Consider the following 16087-nt stretch of genomic DNA (forward strand, 5'->3'; position numbering starts at 1 on the left):
TAGTTTTCAGCCATTTCGCATAACGAAAGAGTCTCCTCGACGTTGCGTGTCCAAGCGCTTTAAGCGCGCTGGACTTGGCACGAGGTTCGAGGCGTCTTAGCGCCGGCTCGCGAACCGAAGTGACAAAGCAATGTGTCGAAGACCGAAGTGAGGGGCGCATGAGCGATCCCGAACGAAGCGAGGAGACGAAGTTAGGCGACGGTTCGTATGTGTTTAATAATCTGCCTCGTACCCATGTCCATTTTTTCCATAAAAAATAAGCCATTTTGCAAGGGAAAAAAGAATATGTAATTTTGCATCCATTGAATCTTCTTCACTTTTTGGTGGAATCCTTATTGATTTTAGATATTCTAAATTATGTTTGATTGCTAATTTGTCTGCAATATCCATAAGTCTATTTCCGTAATCTAATGCTTCGTGAGACAGTTTAGAAATCCATGCTTCAGATGTTAATTTTTCACCGATTAAATCTTCACAATCTCTGAGAAACTCACCTCGAAACACATTTGCATCAGCGACAGGAGATTGATACATTGGAACACCCTCAAGCTCTTTTGCTAATTCTATTACATAGTATCCATTGTAATTTTGAAAAAATTCTTCTTTTTCTATAGATTTGTCAGTTGTTTCATAAAGAGAATTGAGCCACATATTTGCTTCGAAATCTCTTCCGACCATAGGAGCTTTTATGGTTTCGAATGGTGAAATTTGTAATTCATTCCAAATAACCAAAAGCTGTTCGAATGTATTTTCTTTTTTTCCTAATAGTTTCTCGATTAAATTAATTTTTTGTTTTTCTCGACTCTGAAGAATATTAAAGATTTTGATGTATTCGTTTTCGTATCCAGGTTTAGGCCTACCTAAAGGTCTCATATCTAATCCCATATTGATCTCATTATATATTAAATTTTCGAACTGTCGCCTAACGAAAGAGTCTCCTCGACGTTGCGGCCGCAAGCGCTTTTGCGCGACGCGGTTGGCACGAGGTTCGAGGCGCCTTAGCGCCGTCCCGCGATCCGAAGTGACAAAGCAATGTGGCTTTAGCCCGGAGTGAGTCCGAACGGGAACCGTGAGTGACGAACGAAGCGAGGAGACGAAGTTAAGCGATGGTGGCGTTAATTAAATTAAGGAATTGTGTAATTCCATTTCTTTTTGTAAGATCGTATTAACAATTGTACTAAGATCTTTATTCTTCTTAAGTGCGATTTTCTTATAGTATTCTTCTAATTGCGGATCAAGATATACCGGAAAATGAAGATCCTTTAAATCCCGTGAGTAAACACCACGCTTGCCTTTTGAAAAATCGTATTCTTCTCTCATATATTAGATATCAGCTGAGTAGTATTGAGCTTTTTCTGAATTTGTAGCTGGCCTCGCCGATATGATCCTTATTATTTCTTCATCATTTTGTGATCGATCAACAAAAATTACGACCGCGATAGTAATATTTTCAATTGTCCCAAGTGCAATTTCTCTTACTTCATCAATAGAATGGTCTGGATCAGAAATGTAAATCGTTCTCGGGTCAGCAAAAACTAATGATGCTTCTCCAAATGAAAGACCATGCTTTTGAATATTTATCCTTTCTTTTTCAAGATCCCATTCAAAGCGCACTTTAATAGTATAATCGATATACTAAATATTTGTAAAGTCTTTAATTTTTTCTCTCATTGGCTTTTATCGAAAGATATTTGTATTAAGATTCAAGTTCGCCACTGTCGCTTAACGACGTAGGTTTCTCGACGTTTGCGTTCCCGGAGCGCTTGTGCGCGAAGGGATTTTAACGAGGCTTGAGCGAACCTTAGTGAGCGTCTTGCAAGCTGAAGTTAAAAAGCAAATGTGGCAAGGCCCGCAGTGAGTCCGAGCGGGAACCGTGAGTGACGAACGAAGCGAGAAACCGCAGTTAGCCGACGTGGCTATCAACGCTATAGCATTTTACAAATAATTCAAGATTTGATCTTTTTGATAGCCGTAGATTGTTATTATTTTATCATTTATTTTACCGGGAACGTGAATTGCTTTAAGATCCGCTAAAACTTGTTCAAATTTCTCTTCTTCAACGACTTTGATTTCTAGTAACTCGATCGTTTTATATCCACCTAATGTAAAATGATAAAACCACTCACCATCCCAATTTGAAATGTGTTGAGTGTAAAGATCTTTTGTTCTCCAATAAACGAGGAAAGAGTAATTTACCATTAGAAGTTTAATTTCTTTCCATTTGGTTTCATTCATTACTGATAAATATTCTTCTGACATATGTTATAAAATCTTGCTATTCAAGCTCGCCTATGACTAATAATTCATCTTTCCAAACGACATCACCATCGTATATATTTTCCAAGTAGTATTTAATACTGAATCTTAATGGAATATTATACATTGATTTAATATCGAATTCGTTTGTTTCTATTAGGATCCATACTTGCTCTTCATCATTCCGGATAAAAAAGCTATTAAAATATTCTTTATTGAAAAAGATAATTATTTGAGATCTAGACAATTCCTGCTTACAGATAATACAAACCACTTTGCAAAATACATTCCCAGAAGGCTTTAACGTAGATAAATATTCTGAGCGATTAATGAGTGTTTGAATTAGTAGTTTTCTTGCTTTTTTCGGCGTTCTCTTCGAATCGGCAAATGATTTTTTTACAGGTATATGAAAATGCCAAAATTCCTTGTCTGAAGATCCTTCTGGGAACTCCTCAGTAAGTTTAATAAGTGTCGCAACGAGCACCCTACATTTCCGCCTTAAGCCTCTTGTTTTCTTTTTCATATTTTGTATAAAATTCATCATTAGCCATGTCGGCTAACGAAAGAGTCTCCTCGACGTTGCGGCCGCAAGCGCATTAGCGCGACGCGGTTGGCACGAGGTTCGAGTGAGCCTTAGCGAACGGCTCGCGAACCGAAGTGGCAAAGCAATGTGGCTTTAGCCCGTAGTGAGGGACGCATTAGCGATCCCGAACGAAGCAAGGAGACGAAGTTAGACGCTGGTCAGCATCTTTTAAAGCCAGTTTTCAATTTTAAGATCTTTAATCCGATTAAATTCCTTCTCATTGTTTGTCACAAGAGTAAGTTTATTCGATAACGCCTGAGAACCTATTAAAAGATCGAAAGGGCCAATTGGCTTCCCTACTTTCTCTAATTCTACTCGAACTTTTGCAGCTTTATTCGTGTCTTCACTAACAAATGGAAGAATATTCAAATAACTTAAAAAATCTTCTAAGACTCTCGAATTCTTTTCAGAATGTAGACTTTTCTGAACACCATACTTCAGTTCAAATTCTGTAATTGATGAAATAAAGATATTTTCAAATTTGATCTTTTTGAATTTTTTATAAACCGACTCTGGCTTTTGATTAATTATATAAATGCAAATATTTGTATCTAATAAGTATTGAATCATATTCTATTTCGTTTGTCATACTCCGCTGGTTGATTTCGATCAATTACAAGATCATCTGAGAAATTATTAACTGCGTTCCAAAATCTATCAACGGCATCATCTATTGGTGTTAAAATAACATTATTCCCGTCTTTCCTTATATAAACCTCTTTACCTTTAAAACGATAATCTTTAGGCAAACGAATTGCCTGACTGTCACCATTTTTAAAAATTTTAGCCTTGTTCATATATATTTAAGCATATATATAATAAAACAAGCGTCAATGATTTTTTCGATAATTTGAATAAAATAATTTTGAAACTATAAATTGGGAAAAACAGGAATTTTTGCTGACTTGCGTCTAACGAAAGAGTCTCCTCGACGTTGCGACTCCGAGCGCCTCTGCGCGAAGGAGTTGGCGCGAGGTTTGAGGCGCCTTAGCGCCGTCTCGCAAACCGAAGCGGCAAAGCAATGTGTCGAAGACCGTAGTGAGGGTCGCATTGGCGATCCCGAACGAAGCGAGGAGCCGCAGTTATACGCCGTCGCTTTCTATAAATTTCAAAACAAGTGACATTGGCTCAAAAAATATATCAATTCGCGTTGCGATCTTATCGACTCGATACGCTTTACCTATACCTGCAATAAATATATCTTTTGAATCTTTAGGGATGTAAAATATTGGTGACCCACTTAGGCCATTTAACTCTGGAAGAGAGCTACCATCAGATCTTTTTATTGGAATATAGTAATTATAATAGCCTAATTCGTTCTTAACGAAATCAAGTTGGTGGACAAAAATCGAACTTTTAAGACGTCTTAACTTTAATACGAATTCAGTTTTCGAGATTAAATACCCAGCTACAATTAAACTGTCGCCTTCCTTGAAATCATCTTTGGAATATACTAAACTATGATCAAATATAATCGGCAGATGCACTAACTCCTGCAAAAAATTGTCCGATAATTTAATTGTGCAAAAATCGATATCAATCAAATCCTTTAATACTTTATTTTCGTTAATTATGACTGGTTGGTTTAGCGTTCCAGTGATATTTACAAAGCGGCCCTTATCGTGCGTATAAAATTCTTTTCCATTATCCTTTACTACGTGATTTGCTGAAATTAGAAAGTGATCCTTTCTATGACCTAAAATAAATCCAGTCCCTATTAAAAAATACTGTTTATCTCTTTTAACGAAAATTGGCACAACTACGTTTTGATAGAATGATTCGATAGAGCCGTTAAACTTTTTATCATCAATTCTTAATTTTCGATAAATGTATTTATTTAAGTTCATAATGTCTATTTAATATAAAGCGATGGCGTATAACGAAAGAGGCTTCTCGACGTTTGCGTTCCCGGAGCGCTTGTGCGCAAAGGGATTTTAACGAGGCTTGAGCGAACCTTAGTGAGCGCCTTGCAAGCCGAAGTTAAAAAGCAAATGTGGCGAAGCCCGAAGTGAGTCCGAGCGGGAACCGTGAGTGACGAACGAAGCGAGAAACCGCAGTTATGCGCAGTAACATGTAACCTTAAAACTTTGGCTCATCAATCAGACCTTTCGGGTACAAATCGTAGTTAATTTGATTATTCGTATCAAAATTACTTGTTGAGTTTTCAACAATTGTATTCCATGCTTTCCGTAAATTTTCATGTGCGTTCTTAGCATCAGCGATTCCAGAAGTCAATGCCGCAGTTATAATCAACAATTGAGCCAGCTTTGAAAGGATTATACTCCATTTTGGCTTTTCCTTAACAGTTTCCTGCTTAAGTTCTATTATTGTTTCCGAAATTATCTCTAATGTTTGTTTATTCTCAGAATGTAGACTATTGATTACCTCTAATGCATTATCTAAATATACTAATATTCTTCCTTTGTCTGACTTATTAAGATCAAAAAGACCATCGATCGTAACTGCATTTTCATCACGACCTGAGTAAACTTTTGCGTCAAAAATGCTAATCCCAATTAATTGTGAAATTCTTTGCAAAGCACTTGCAATATCTAAGAGTGTTGTTCTATTGAATCGAGTATTCTCTTCATATTTAAATAAGAATAAATTAAGAATCCATCGAGAAATGACTGGCAATGATCGGAAACTCACTCCGCCTGATTGAGTTAATGAGGCAACAACGGACATATTTTGTCGTAATGCAAATCCATTTTCAATTGTATAAAGGTCAGTCAACTTTTCACTATTAATCTTTCTTAGCATCGAGGTAGTAATATGAAATACCTTTTCGAATTCATTAATAATCCCATCTCTATTCAAGATAGTTAGTGTCTTTGCGTTTATTGAGCGACTACAATCAAGAAAGTATTGTTCGGAAAATTTCAATTTATCTATTATTTCATATTCAAATAGATAGGGTTCCAAAAATTTTTGAAGCTGTTCTTTAGTGATCATTTTATATTAGTATTTATTACCCATGTTATTGCGCATAACGACGTAGGCTTCTCGACGTTCGCGGTTCTGGAGCGCGATAAACGCGCGAAAGAATTGGAACGAGGTTCGAGCGACCTTAGTCGCGTCTCGCGAACCGAAGTGACAAAGCGAATGTGCCGAAGGCCAAGCGAGAGTTGCGAAGCAATCTCGAAGCGCAGTGAGAAGCCGCAGTTAGTCGACGTAATGAATTATAAGACATTACTTTTGCCCTGGTTACATTCAAAGCAAAGAGTTTGAAGATTTTCTATAGCTGTTTCACCACCTTTACTCCAGGGTAGAATATGATCTACATTAAGTTCTATATCGGGATTTTTAGAAGGGGATTTTCCGCAGGCTTGGCAAGTAAATCGGTCTCGTTTCAGTATAAAAAATCTTAACCTCAAATTAATTTTTCTAGGGCTTCTTTTTATTTTAATCTCATTTTCACTTGTATGAATCGGAGGTTCCAATTTCGCTAACTGGGATTCATTTGGACCAACATCTTCTGATATTGATTCGGTTTCTTTTTCAAAAGAGTCCGAATCGATAAATTTTACAAATGATTCTAATGCAGCTTTCCAAGATCCAAATTTATTTTCATATGAGCTGACATGATATTTAGATAGTGGCTTAGCCACTTCCTCGTATCGAGGTTGTCTGCCTAAATAAGTCCAAATATTTAAGATATTCTCTAAGTAGTCTTCAACGGAAGTATTATAATGCCTTCCCACTTCCAAATTAGCTTTTTTCTTTGCATTATTCCATCCGCCAAAACGTTTAATTAAAGTAGTAGACCCATATTTCCCATACTCGTCATACTCAGAAATTGTAAGCTTAGTATTATTTAATTTTAAAGCTACTTCTTGAATATCTTTAAGTAAAAATTCATCTCTAATAGAATTTTCTCCGTATTCAATGCCATGGATACTTGCTTCAGTATTTAATCTTGCTTTATGCAGCGCTCTCTCCCAACTCCCGAATCGTTTCTTAGCCGTTTGGTAGGAATATTTTGCCCCATTTTTCTTTGAATAGTCTCTGATCTTTAATGAATCTTTTTGCAAATTTTTTGCTACAGACTGAAGGTTTTCTATAATGTCCAGATCCGAAATCTTTTGATGTAAATCTCTTAATTCGAATTTCATACATTTTTCTTGTTAAATTTGATTTTCATTATGTCGACTAACGAAAGAGTCTCCTCGACGTTGCGTCCGCGAGCGCCTATGCGCAACGCGGTTGGCACAAGGTTCGAGGCGCCTTAGCGCCGTCCCGCGAACCGAAGTGACAAAGCAATGTGGCTTTAGCCCGGAGTGAGGGTCGCATGAGCGATCCCGAACGAAGCGAGGAGCCGCAGTTAGACGACGTGCCCCGATTATTAGATATTATAATTTATCCCAAGCAGGAATTTTATCGTCGCTATTGATCTGAGAAAGAACATTTCTAAAATCTGCGAAAATTTGTTTCTTAGTTTTACCTTTGTAATATTTTTCAAAATATTGAGAAGTTTCAAGATCTTGAATTTCTTTCGTAAATGCGTAAAGTGCTAATTGATTTATTGAAACACCCTGCTCTTCAGCCACTTTCTCAATTTTATGCTTCAATTCAGAAGGAATTCTAATAGTCAATACACTAGCTTTTGTTTTCATAATTCTCCCTCCAATAATTCATAAAATTCGACGGTGTTATAACTTTCAAATCTTGAAATTTTAAATCGTTATCTATTAGATAATCTTTTACGTTACTAGTAATTAAATAATCCGCGTTACAGGCTATTGCAAGTTCGACAAAATGATTATCATCCTCATCGCGCAGGTTTGGACGAAAGGCAAAATAAATCGTTTGCGGATAACTTGCGTAAGCAATAAATCCCAATATCTTTTTTATTTCTTTATCGTTAATTCCTAAATCTGCTTTTGAAGTCCGCCTATTTAGCACTTCTTCATATTCTTTAAAGACGGGTATCGATAATCCTAACTTAATTTTCTGATCGAAAACTAATTCCAGAATTGCTCGGGAAGCCCCTTTTCTTGCTCTTAACGCTTGATAAAGAACATTTGTATCTAAGACGACTTTCAATTTCTATACGGTAGTATATATGCTATCATTTGTCAATGGCTAATTTAGCCTTTCCACGCAAGATTTGGGGCATGTTCGTCTAACGTTTCCGAGATAGCCGACGTTGCACGACGGCGGCGAACTTGCTTAGCAAGTCTCGATGCCGGAGTAGCAATGTGCCGCAGGCCGAGCGCCAGCGATGCGGTTATCTCGTGTTAGCCGATGGCGCGATTTTAAGAAAGATTAAAAAGGGTTGGTTGTGATTCTTCTCTTTTTAATTTCCAAGAATCTTCGTTAACTCTCTCGGCGATGTCTTCTAAAACTGAGAGTATGGTTTGCTTTTCTGGCGTAATTCCATTTTTTAAAAGAGGTAAGATATAAAGAATAATTTCATCAAAGTGTGTTGATTTGTTTTCTCGTTGCATTCTGGTTAGGAAGCTAATCAAATAATATTTTATTCTTAGTTTTACATCTATATGAGTTTTGAATTTCATTCCTTTTTTAATTGTGAAAATTTCAGTAGCTTCATTGTAATCAAAATTTTCTAAGAGAATAGGTGTAAGATCAGTGTATTCTTTTTTCAATAGATCTAAAAAACCCAATTCTAGGCCTTTTATAATTAATTCATCATTGATTTGTTCTAATGTAGCGCCATTATTTTTTGCAATTATGCCTTCAATGGTTTGCATTACTATTGTAGCTATATTCATGCCTAAGTTTGCTTTTAAGATTGCTTTTGGATTTGTAACTTTTCTAAAATTTATAATTAATTGGCCCGATAAAACTGTAAATGGATTTTGTCGTTTCTTAAAACTGGTTTGTCCGTTTTTTTGAGGAACTGCTCCGACGTACTCAAAGCCGCAACTTTCAGCTGTATCTATAATTAGATGCCAGAATTCTGGATCTTTATGTGCAAACACAAAAGATAGCCATCTATCAAATTTTAAAACACGATACATTTCTTTAATGCTTTCAGCGATTAAATTGTTATAATTTTCTTTTGTTTTTTCTTTCTCTCCGCCTTCAATGGCTTCCTGTTCATAATCTTCTTCTGAGACTGGTAAGTCGAGCCAAGCATTCCACATAACTGATAAGTCTAAGTATGGTATTTTTTTTCCGTAAGGAGGATCTGTATAAATATAATCAATGCTTTCTTTAGGAATTGTTTTTAGATTTGTGGCTGTTCCTTTTAGAATTTCGATATTATTAATTGTAGTTTCATTAATAAAATATTCCATTTCTCTTTTTGCATCAGCTAATCTTTTAAATTTAGTTTCGAAGATTTCCATTAATTCTAATTCGCCCGGATCAGGTGCCATTCTATAACGATAATAACGAAATGGGGCACTATCACCACCACCTTCACTTTTAGTATAATGAAAAGTTAAATTAAATTTATTAACGCTACTTGAAAAAGCTACCATTAGTGAATTTTTTATATTTTCATCTGGTTCTTTCTTGATTATGGATTTTAATAGCGCTAATTGAGCTAATTGTTTATCACTAAATAATTGCTCAACAGTTTCAACATCGGAACCTTTCGGTAAAGGAAATCCTTTCGGATAGGGATATTTCTTTAAAGCTGCTTTGATATCTTCTTTGGTTTTCGGTTCTTTTTCCAAATATTCTTTTTTAATTTTTTGAAAGGAATCTGACAGGAATGCTAATTTAATTGGGCTAACCAACGACTTTACTATAAAAACTGCCATTGGATTTAGATCAATGCTTATTGCCTTTCGATTGTTCATTAAAGCTTCAATGGCTGTGACTCCGCTGCCGCCAAAAGGGTCCAAAATTATGTCGTTGGGTCGACTGAAATTTTTTATATAGTCAGAGACTATATTCCAGGCTTGTTTTGTAAAATACCCATGTACTCCGAAATGTCTTTTTGCTTGTTGCTTTCTAACCGGAATTTCATCTAGTAAAGGTCGTAATTTATAATCGAATTCTCCAGTTTTAGCGATAGTTAATGAATCATAGGAAAGATTTTTACCAATTTGAAAACTATTAGCAGATAATAACATTGATAGTTTTTCCCAAGAATGTTCGATTTCTTCTATTTGAAATAAAAGGATTGGTTTATTTGTTGATTCTCTTCGATATAGAGCAAATTCAAGACCATTACATAGAGCGAAATATGTGCTGCGGATTTCAGGATGTGATGCATAACTGTAAACTTGTCCAATATTATCTTCATCCATTATGTTGATGTCTGGAGATTTTGCATCTAGAGTTAAGGCATAATTTTCTTCTATTAAAATTAGATAATCTGGAATTAGCTTAATTGGAATTTTCTTATTACTGCCGATTTTCAGAAATGGATGCTCTAACGTTTTACTTCTTATAATTTGTCCTTCTTTGTATCCGAGAGCATTCAAAATAGGAAGTATTATTACTTCTCTAACGCTGTCTTCTTTAAATTCATTATTTTCGTGTAATTCTTGAAAGTTCAGATTTCCGAACAGGGTTTTTGAATTAATTTTTGCAGACATTTTTTTTATTTCGGTTAATAGTTATTATTTAATGTAAATTTGCAAGCGCTTTCGGCTAACGACGCAGGTTTCTCGACGTTTGCGGTTCTGGAGCGTGCCTAAGCACGCGGAAGAATTGGCGCGAGGTTTGAGCGACCTTAGTCGCGTCTTGCAAACCGAGTGACAAAGCAAATGTGCCGAAGGCCAAGCGAGAGTTGCGGAGCAATCTCGAAGCGCTGCGAGAAACCGCAGTTATCTGCTGGTGGCGGCTTCTGTTTCGATTTTATATGTTTCTTATTTCTTTGGATATTCTAAATTACTTTTAGCGAGATTATGCTTTGAACAAAGCACTTGTAAATTTTCCAAAACCGTTTCTCCACCTTTTGACCATGGAATAATATGGTCAAAATGAATATTATCACCTGTTAAAGTTATACCGCAAAGTTTGCATTTATTTCCATCACGCATTAAAACTTGAACCTTTAATCGCTCACTCGGATACCTTTTGGTTTTATGTTTTATTATAGGTTCACTTGTTAAATCATTTGGAGAACTCTTTCCTATCAATTCTTCTACAGAATTTTCATCACTGGGAGTATTAATAAATTCAATAAACGATTCTAAAGCCTTTCTCCATGTTCCGAATCGTGAAACATATTGTGCGCGGGGGTATTTAGAGATAGGCGACTTAATATCTCTGAAAACTGGTTGCTTTCCTATTTTAAGCCAAACATATTCAATATTTTCAAATAAGTCTTTTTCTGAAATATTTCTTAAATGAACTAAACTTAAACCTGCTTTTTCTACTGCTTTGTTCCAACCACCAAAACGAACGATAATTGTCCCAGATGTGAATTTGCCACCGTTGCTGTCATAGTCCCGCGATGAGAGCTTGGTCACGCCGAGTTTGGCGGCGACATTCTTAACGTCGTCAAGTAAATCATTATCTGGAATATTTCTATGAAAATCCTTCAATTGATATTTCATATTTGTCCTTGAAACACTTTCTAGTTAGTTCGAACTGCCGCCACTTGCAGATAACGAAAGAGTCTCCTCGACGTTGCGTCCCTGAAGCGCATTTGCGCGAAGGGCTGGCACGAGGTTCGAGGCGCCTTAGCGCCGTCTCGCGAACCGAAGTGACAAAGCAATGTGTCGAAGACCGAAGTGAGGGGCGCATGAGCGATCCCGAACGAAGCGAGGAGACGAAGTTAGTTGCAGTAGTGGCTTTAGCTACCTACCCTATCTTTTAAGCTCTTCCTCTACTTTATCTGAAAGCAAAAGTTTTATTAAAGATTGATACGGAATGTCTTTCTTGTTCGCCATAACTTTCAATCTATCAATTAGTGCTTCAGGCAATCTAAGTGAAATCATTTTTGTTGTAGGCTTTAAATTCGGAAAAGATACTTTTTTTGCCTTCGAATAATCGATATAGTCAGTAGAATCATTCTTTGACCAAAAATCAATTTCTGCACTCTCTGTTTTTAAAGACGGTATTTTTTTACGAGTTTTCATAGACTTTTCTTTCCCGAGGAGTCATTTCACGAACTGAGATAGGACGGATCTTATCTTTACGAATCGTTATTACAGCGAACAACTTTCTCCCTGAATTCGTAATCCCTAAAACGATATATCGATCTTCTTTTCCTGAATGGTAATCATCCGGTATTACAAGTAAAGGATCGTTAAAAAAGATTTCTTCTATTTCACCTGGCTTTACTTTGTGCTTTTTCCAGTTCTTTTCAATATTACCTAAATCCCAGTCAAAACCTGTAATTTGGCTTAAATCCGGTAATTCCATTTGTATATTCCTAAAATATACGAAAGAAAGTCAGTTTCAAGCAAAATTAATCACATACTCTCCGTTTTTCTTCCAATTCCTTTTATAGAGATTTTAAAATCAAACGCTGCTTTCAAATTTATTTTTGCCACTATTGCAACTAACGAAAGAGTCTCCTCGACGTTGCGGCCGCAAGCGCATATGCGCGATGCGGTTGGCACGAGGTTCGAGGCGTCTTAGCGCCGTCCCGCGAACCGAAGTGACAAAGCAATGTGCCGGAGGCCGGAGTGAGGGTCGCATGAGCGATCCCGAACGAAGCGAGGAGACGAAGTTAAGCGACGTGCCGCATCGTTAAGATAAAATTAATCGAATAAATCCGAATGTGTTCCAGTTCTTTCAAATATGATTAAATTGCCTTCTAACTTGTAGATCAAAAGCCAATCAGGTTCAATATGACATTCACGTCGATTCTTATAATTCCCAGTTAACTTATGATCTTTATGCTTTGAACTTAGTGAAATCCCATCAATCAGTAGCGACATGATTTCTTTAAGTTTGCCTAAGTCCTTTTTGCGCTTTTTCTGTAACTTAATATCTTTATTGAATTGAGTTGTAAAGCTAGGATTAAATTTCATATTCCCAGCTTCGTGAATAATTCCTCTTTAGATTTAAAAGACTTTATTCCTTTCTTTTTATCAGTGGCTTCAAAAGTCTTTTGCGTTACTTTATTTGGTAGTTTAACTGGAAATGGTAAACCTTTACTAAGTTTAATTTGATGATAAAAAATATTGATAGCTTCTGAAGCAGAAATACCTAAATGGTCGAGTATGTTTTCTACGTCCTTTTTTAAATTCCCTTCAACTCTCGCCCGAATCATTGCTGTTTTTGCCATGACAATTACCTTTAATTTAATTGTTCCCCAATTGAGATACATTGTCAATCATTACTTTGCCTTAAAAATACTCAAACAAAATGATTTTAATTATCTGATAAATCGCGGCATGTTCGCTTAACGAAAGAGTCTCCTCGACGTTGCGGCCGCAAGCGCATTAGCGCGACGCGGTTGGCACGAGGTTCGAGCGACCTTAGTCGCGTCCCGCGAACCGAAGTGGCAAAGCAATGTGTCGAAGACCGTAGTGAGGGTCGCATCAGCGATCCCGAACGAAGCGAGGAGACGAAGTTAGACGATCGTGCGTGCTTTAATTTAAGCCTTAATCATTTCAAAATTAAGAATATTTAATGCTTTTCCTTTTTTCGTTTTGTAAAAAAGGAAATCACTGTCCAAAGTTAAAATATCTTTAATTCCATATATTTCGGAAAGGCTAACAAGAGAAGCATCCGTAAAATCCATCGGGCGATCTGAATATTTTTCCATATAATAATGTATAAATGGGAAATGCTCATTATCCTGATTTAAAATTGTAACCGCTCCGTCTTTAATCCATTCAATGAATGAATTCTGAACTTGCTTATTATCAGATAATAAATATGAAACTTCTGTTACCACGGCAATAGTCGTAAATAATCTTCCTTTGAAATCCTTGAGAAACAATCTGATGCTGTTACAATAAACATCTGATTCATCGAAAAAGGCAACAATAGGTCCAGTATCAATAATTGCTTTGATCATTTGCCTTTTTGCTTTTTCAATATTGCATCTTTAATATACTTTTGATGATTTACCGATTTATCTGAAATCTCACTCTTATATTGACCAAAGTATTTTTTACCCAATTCATAGGCCGATGGCTTTTTCGCAAAATTATCAATGTAATAAACTAAAGACTCTTTAAGAACTTCTGATTTGCTTTTATTTTCAATTTTAGCTACTTCTGACAGTTTCTTTTCTAATTCCGGGGGTAATCGAAGACTAATCATAAAAAACACCTTTTGTATTACGAACGTAATACATTTTCAAATTCGGTCAACGAAATTTTTACACTTTTTCGAATTACAAAAATGAACTTATAAAGACATTTTCATTGCAAAAGTCATTTCGCACGCATGTCGTCTAACGAAAGAGTCTCCTCGACGTTTCGTGTCCAAGCGCTTTAAGCGCGCCGGACTTGGCACGAGGTTCGAGGCGTCTTAGCGCCGTTTCGCGAACCGAAGTGACAAAGCAATGTGGCTTTAGCCCGTAGTGAGGATCGCATTAGCGATTCCGAACGAAGCGAGGAGACGAAGTTAGGCGATCGGTTTGGCTGTATTTAAAATCATACCTAAGCAGAAATTGGAAATTTAATCACATTCTTAGGTTTATCTTGTAAAGCATTCCATAAATCTAATTTAGTCTGCATATTAAGCCAACTTTCGGGAGAAGTATTAGTCGCTAATGCAATCCTAATTGCTGTTTCAGGAGTAATTGAACTTTTGGAATTGACGATCTCAGAAAGTGTTTTACGTGATATCCCTAAATCTTTTGCCGCTTCTGTAATAGTCAAACCCAATGGTTTGATTACGTCTTCCAATAATACTTCCCCTGGATGCGTTGGTTTTCTTTTATTCATAATAGTTACTTCTAATGATAATCTTCGTAATCGACTAAGATTGCGTTTTCACCTTCGAATTCAAATATAATACGCCAATTTCCATTTACCCAGACCGACCATCGATCTTGCTCCTTACCTTTAAGTTGATGCAATTTAAATGAAGGTAAATCCATATCCTTTGGATTTAATGAAGCGTCTAATCTATCTAAAATTCTACCTAACTTACCTGCGTGATCCGGTTGAATTCCTTTCTTACTGCCGGTTTCAAAATACTGCTCTAAACCTTTATGTTTAAATGAAAGTATCAATCGCCTCCATTGTAACCCAATAGGTTACAATGTCAAACAATTTAATGATTTAAATCCAAATTTGCCAAACTGTCGCCTAACGAAATAGGCTTCTCGACGTTTGCGGTTCTGAAGCGCGCTAAACGCGCGAAAGAATTGGCGCGAGGTTCGAGCGACCTTAGTCGCGGCTCGCGAACCGAGTGACAAAGCAAATGTGCCGAAGGCCAAGCAAGAGTTGCGTAGCAATCTCGAAGCGCCGCGAGAAGCCGCAGTTAGACGACGTTTGGTTGTTGAATCATCTTCTTATTCAAGTAATTTATCAGGCTTCGAAAGACCTGATAAATTTAGTATCACTTTCAAGTCCGAATTTCATTCTTCAATGTAATCAACATGATTTTTATCATTTAAAACCTGATGAACTAATTTGCGATCAATACCAAGACTTATTAAATACCCTTCCCTATCTTTGTTCCAAAAATCCCAGTTGAATTCAAACTCAAAAACTTCTTTTTCTTTAATTAAGAATTGCTGAAGCTCTTGTAATTCTTTTCTAGAATAGAACTTCTCTGGTGGATTATCCCATTTTTGACCATTACACTTTCTACAAAGAGCAACTAGATTACCTGGTATTAAATGTCCGCCCAAAGACATAGGAATATGGTGATCAATAACTAAGTGCTTTTCTTTCTTACATTTAAAGCATTGATTGTCGAAACATTCAAAGAATTTTTGCTTATAGTGATTAATAATTACGCGAAGTCTGAATCGCTTAAATAACTCCGATTTTTCCTTTCGTCTTAGTCTTTCGAGACTTTTTTCATTAATCGACTCCTGCTGATTTGAATAATTTTGAATTGGATTATTAAAATCAGTTGGAGTCTTTAGATTTAGAAAAGTATAAATGTTTTCAATTAACTCACCAGAACTTGGGATAACCGCTTCTACGATTCCTGAAATCATGAATCCCATCTCCATGTCCCGTAAATGGCAGTAAGCATAAATTTTATCATCGCCATTTGGTCGAATATTTGTGATTCGCCTGCTCGTAATTTTACCTTCAACCGCTCTATATTTTATTATTAATTCTTTCACTGATATAATGAAATTTTCCAAATGTCGTCTAACGAAAGAGTCTCCTCGACGTTGCGTCTCCGAGCGCTTACGCGCGAAGGAGTTGGCACGAGGTTCGAGGCGCCTTA

23 protein-coding genes are annotated in these 16087 nt (G+C 36.4%); all 23 read right to left on the reverse strand.

The window, feature by feature from the left end; genetic code table 11:
- Positions 1-213: 213 nt before the first annotated feature.
- The 23 genes from LFX25_RS19645 to LFX25_RS20825 all read right to left on the reverse strand — a co-directional run bounded on the left by LFX25_RS19645 (position 214) and on the right by LFX25_RS20825 (position 15980).
- A complete protein-coding gene (locus tag LFX25_RS19645; RefSeq protein ID WP_238731938.1) occupies positions 214-885 on the reverse strand; it encodes a hypothetical protein in 672 nt (223 codons plus the stop codon).
- Between the two features lie 234 nt (positions 886-1119).
- Positions 1120-1320 carry a toxin-antitoxin system, antitoxin component gene (locus LFX25_RS19650; protein ID WP_238731899.1) on the reverse strand — a complete coding sequence of 67 codons (201 nt, stop codon included), beginning with the start codon at positions 1318-1320 and terminating at the stop codon, positions 1120-1122.
- A 3-nt stretch (positions 1321-1323) separates the two neighbouring features.
- Positions 1324-1614 (reverse strand): BrnT family toxin, encoded by a 291-nt coding sequence (locus tag LFX25_RS19655; protein WP_238731900.1) that lies wholly within the window; start codon positions 1612-1614, stop codon positions 1324-1326.
- A gap of 321 nt (positions 1615-1935) precedes the next feature.
- Positions 1936-2259: a DUF6678 family protein gene (locus LFX25_RS19660; RefSeq protein WP_238731939.1), complete on the reverse strand. Its 324-nt coding sequence runs from the start codon at positions 2257-2259 to the stop codon at positions 1936-1938.
- Between the two features lie 16 nt (positions 2260-2275).
- Complete coding sequence (locus LFX25_RS19665) at positions 2276-2740, reverse strand: DUF3916 domain-containing protein (protein WP_238731940.1); 465 nt, start codon at positions 2738-2740, stop codon at positions 2276-2278.
- Positions 2741-3007: 267 nt separating this feature from the next.
- Complete coding sequence (vapC, locus tag LFX25_RS19670) at positions 3008-3409, reverse strand: type II toxin-antitoxin system tRNA(fMet)-specific endonuclease VapC (RefSeq protein ID WP_238731941.1); 402 nt, start codon at positions 3407-3409, stop codon at positions 3008-3010.
- Positions 3406-3636 carry a type II toxin-antitoxin system antitoxin VapB gene (gene vapB / locus LFX25_RS19675; RefSeq protein WP_238731942.1) on the reverse strand — a complete coding sequence of 77 codons (231 nt, stop codon included), beginning with the start codon at positions 3634-3636 and terminating at the stop codon, positions 3406-3408. The genes vapC and vapB overlap by 4 nt, the downstream gene beginning before the upstream one ends.
- A 285-nt stretch (positions 3637-3921) precedes the next feature.
- Entirely contained in the window at positions 3922-4686 is a 765-nt protein-coding gene (locus tag LFX25_RS19680; RefSeq protein WP_238731943.1) for a hypothetical protein, read from the reverse strand.
- A 232-nt stretch (positions 4687-4918) separates the two neighbouring features.
- Positions 4919-5794, reverse strand: coding sequence for a hypothetical protein (locus LFX25_RS19685; RefSeq protein WP_238731944.1), 876 nt, complete (start codon positions 5792-5794; stop codon positions 4919-4921).
- 227 nt (positions 5795-6021) lie between these two features.
- Complete coding sequence (locus LFX25_RS19690) at positions 6022-6954, reverse strand: homing endonuclease associated repeat-containing protein (RefSeq protein ID WP_238731945.1); 933 nt, start codon at positions 6952-6954, stop codon at positions 6022-6024.
- A gap of 237 nt (positions 6955-7191) precedes the next feature.
- Complete coding sequence (locus LFX25_RS19695; RefSeq protein WP_238731920.1) at positions 7192-7455, reverse strand: toxin-antitoxin system HicB family antitoxin; 264 nt, start codon at positions 7453-7455, stop codon at positions 7192-7194.
- Positions 7439-7885: a putative toxin-antitoxin system toxin component, PIN family gene (locus tag LFX25_RS19700; protein ID WP_238731946.1), complete on the reverse strand. Its 447-nt coding sequence runs from the start codon at positions 7883-7885 to the stop codon at positions 7439-7441. The genes LFX25_RS19695 and LFX25_RS19700 overlap by 17 nt, the downstream gene beginning before the upstream one ends.
- 212 nt (positions 7886-8097) lie before the next feature.
- On the reverse strand, positions 8098-10356 hold the full coding sequence (locus LFX25_RS19705) for a DNA methyltransferase (RefSeq protein ID WP_238731947.1): 2259 nt from the start codon (positions 10354-10356) through the stop codon (positions 8098-8100).
- Positions 10357-10629: 273 nt separating this feature from the next.
- Positions 10630-11322, reverse strand: a complete 693-nt coding sequence (locus LFX25_RS19710; RefSeq protein ID WP_238731948.1) for a homing endonuclease associated repeat-containing protein — start codon at positions 11320-11322, stop codon at positions 10630-10632.
- 252 nt (positions 11323-11574) lie between these two features.
- Positions 11575-11847, reverse strand: coding sequence for a BrnA antitoxin family protein (locus LFX25_RS19715; RefSeq protein WP_135686010.1), 273 nt, complete (start codon positions 11845-11847; stop codon positions 11575-11577).
- Complete coding sequence (locus tag LFX25_RS19720; protein WP_135686009.1) at positions 11834-12133, reverse strand: BrnT family toxin; 300 nt, start codon at positions 12131-12133, stop codon at positions 11834-11836. The genes LFX25_RS19715 and LFX25_RS19720 overlap by 14 nt, the downstream gene beginning before the upstream one ends.
- Before the next feature lie 341 nt (positions 12134-12474).
- Entirely contained in the window at positions 12475-12747 is a 273-nt protein-coding gene (locus LFX25_RS19725) for a type II toxin-antitoxin system YafQ family toxin (protein ID WP_238731949.1), read from the reverse strand.
- A complete protein-coding gene (locus LFX25_RS19730; RefSeq protein WP_238731950.1) occupies positions 12744-13004 on the reverse strand; it encodes a type II toxin-antitoxin system RelB/DinJ family antitoxin in 261 nt (86 codons plus the stop codon). The genes LFX25_RS19725 and LFX25_RS19730 overlap by 4 nt, the downstream gene beginning before the upstream one ends.
- Before the next feature lie 312 nt (positions 13005-13316).
- On the reverse strand, positions 13317-13742 hold the full coding sequence (locus tag LFX25_RS19735) for a type II toxin-antitoxin system VapC family toxin (RefSeq protein WP_238731951.1): 426 nt from the start codon (positions 13740-13742) through the stop codon (positions 13317-13319).
- Entirely contained in the window at positions 13739-13990 is a 252-nt protein-coding gene (locus LFX25_RS19740; protein WP_238731952.1) for a ribbon-helix-helix domain-containing protein, read from the reverse strand. Before LFX25_RS19740 ends, LFX25_RS19735 begins: the two co-directional genes overlap by 4 nt.
- A 341-nt stretch (positions 13991-14331) precedes the next feature.
- Positions 14332-14619, reverse strand: a complete 288-nt coding sequence (locus tag LFX25_RS19745; protein WP_100755623.1) for a HigA family addiction module antitoxin — start codon at positions 14617-14619, stop codon at positions 14332-14334.
- 11 nt (positions 14620-14630) lie between these two features.
- Positions 14631-14909, reverse strand: a complete 279-nt coding sequence (locus LFX25_RS19750) for a type II toxin-antitoxin system RelE/ParE family toxin (RefSeq protein ID WP_238731953.1) — start codon at positions 14907-14909, stop codon at positions 14631-14633.
- Between the two features lie 348 nt (positions 14910-15257).
- Entirely contained in the window at positions 15258-15980 is a 723-nt protein-coding gene (locus LFX25_RS20825) for an HNH endonuclease (RefSeq protein ID WP_238731954.1), read from the reverse strand.
- Between the last annotated feature and the right edge of the window lie 107 nt (positions 15981-16087).

The sequence above is a fragment of the Leptospira sanjuanensis genome (assembly GCF_022267325.1).
In the GTDB taxonomy this organism is placed as follows: domain Bacteria; phylum Spirochaetota; class Leptospiria; order Leptospirales; family Leptospiraceae; genus Leptospira; species Leptospira sanjuanensis.

What these genes read in the sequence shown, in the direction of transcription:
- LFX25_RS19645 (WP_238731938.1), bottom strand. Translation starts at nt 885, where the DNA reads ATGGGATTAGATATGAGACCTTTAGGTAGGCCTAAACCTGGATACGAA.
- LFX25_RS19650 (WP_238731899.1), bottom strand. Translation starts at nt 1,320, where the DNA reads ATGAGAGAAGAATACGATTTTTCAAAAGGCAAGCGTGGTGTTTACTCA.
- LFX25_RS19660 (WP_238731939.1), bottom strand. Translation starts at nt 2,259, where the DNA reads ATGTCAGAAGAATATTTATCAGTAATGAATGAAACCAAATGGAAAGAA.
- vapC (WP_238731941.1), bottom strand. Translation starts at nt 3,409, where the DNA reads ATGATTCAATACTTATTAGATACAAATATTTGCATTTATATAATTAAT.
- vapB (WP_238731942.1), bottom strand. Translation starts at nt 3,636, where the DNA reads ATGAACAAGGCTAAAATTTTTAAAAATGGTGACAGTCAGGCAATTCGT.
- LFX25_RS19680 (WP_238731943.1), bottom strand. Translation starts at nt 4,686, where the DNA reads ATGAACTTAAATAAATACATTTATCGAAAATTAAGAATTGATGATAAA.
- LFX25_RS19685 (WP_238731944.1), bottom strand. Translation starts at nt 5,794, where the DNA reads ATGATCACTAAAGAACAGCTTCAAAAATTTTTGGAACCCTATCTATTT.
- LFX25_RS19690 (WP_238731945.1), bottom strand. Translation starts at nt 6,954, where the DNA reads ATGAAATTCGAATTAAGAGATTTACATCAAAAGATTTCGGATCTGGAC.
- LFX25_RS19695 (WP_238731920.1), bottom strand. Translation starts at nt 7,455, where the DNA reads ATGAAAACAAAAGCTAGTGTATTGACTATTAGAATTCCTTCTGAATTG.
- LFX25_RS19705 (WP_238731947.1), bottom strand. Translation starts at nt 10,356, where the DNA reads ATGTCTGCAAAAATTAATTCAAAAACCCTGTTCGGAAATCTGAACTTT.
- LFX25_RS19710 (WP_238731948.1), bottom strand. Translation starts at nt 11,322, where the DNA reads ATGAAATATCAATTGAAGGATTTTCATAGAAATATTCCAGATAATGAT.
- LFX25_RS19715 (WP_135686010.1), bottom strand. Translation starts at nt 11,847, where the DNA reads ATGAAAACTCGTAAAAAAATACCGTCTTTAAAAACAGAGAGTGCAGAA.
- LFX25_RS19720 (WP_135686009.1), bottom strand. Translation starts at nt 12,133, where the DNA reads ATGGAATTACCGGATTTAAGCCAAATTACAGGTTTTGACTGGGATTTA.
- LFX25_RS19725 (WP_238731949.1), bottom strand. Translation starts at nt 12,747, where the DNA reads ATGAAATTTAATCCTAGCTTTACAACTCAATTCAATAAAGATATTAAG.
- LFX25_RS19730 (WP_238731950.1), bottom strand. Translation starts at nt 13,004, where the DNA reads ATGGCAAAAACAGCAATGATTCGGGCGAGAGTTGAAGGGAATTTAAAA.
- LFX25_RS19735 (WP_238731951.1), bottom strand. Translation starts at nt 13,742, where the DNA reads ATGATCAAAGCAATTATTGATACTGGACCTATTGTTGCCTTTTTCGAT.
- LFX25_RS19740 (WP_238731952.1), bottom strand. Translation starts at nt 13,990, where the DNA reads ATGATTAGTCTTCGATTACCCCCGGAATTAGAAAAGAAACTGTCAGAA.
- LFX25_RS19745 (WP_100755623.1), bottom strand. Translation starts at nt 14,619, where the DNA reads ATGAATAAAAGAAAACCAACGCATCCAGGGGAAGTATTATTGGAAGAC.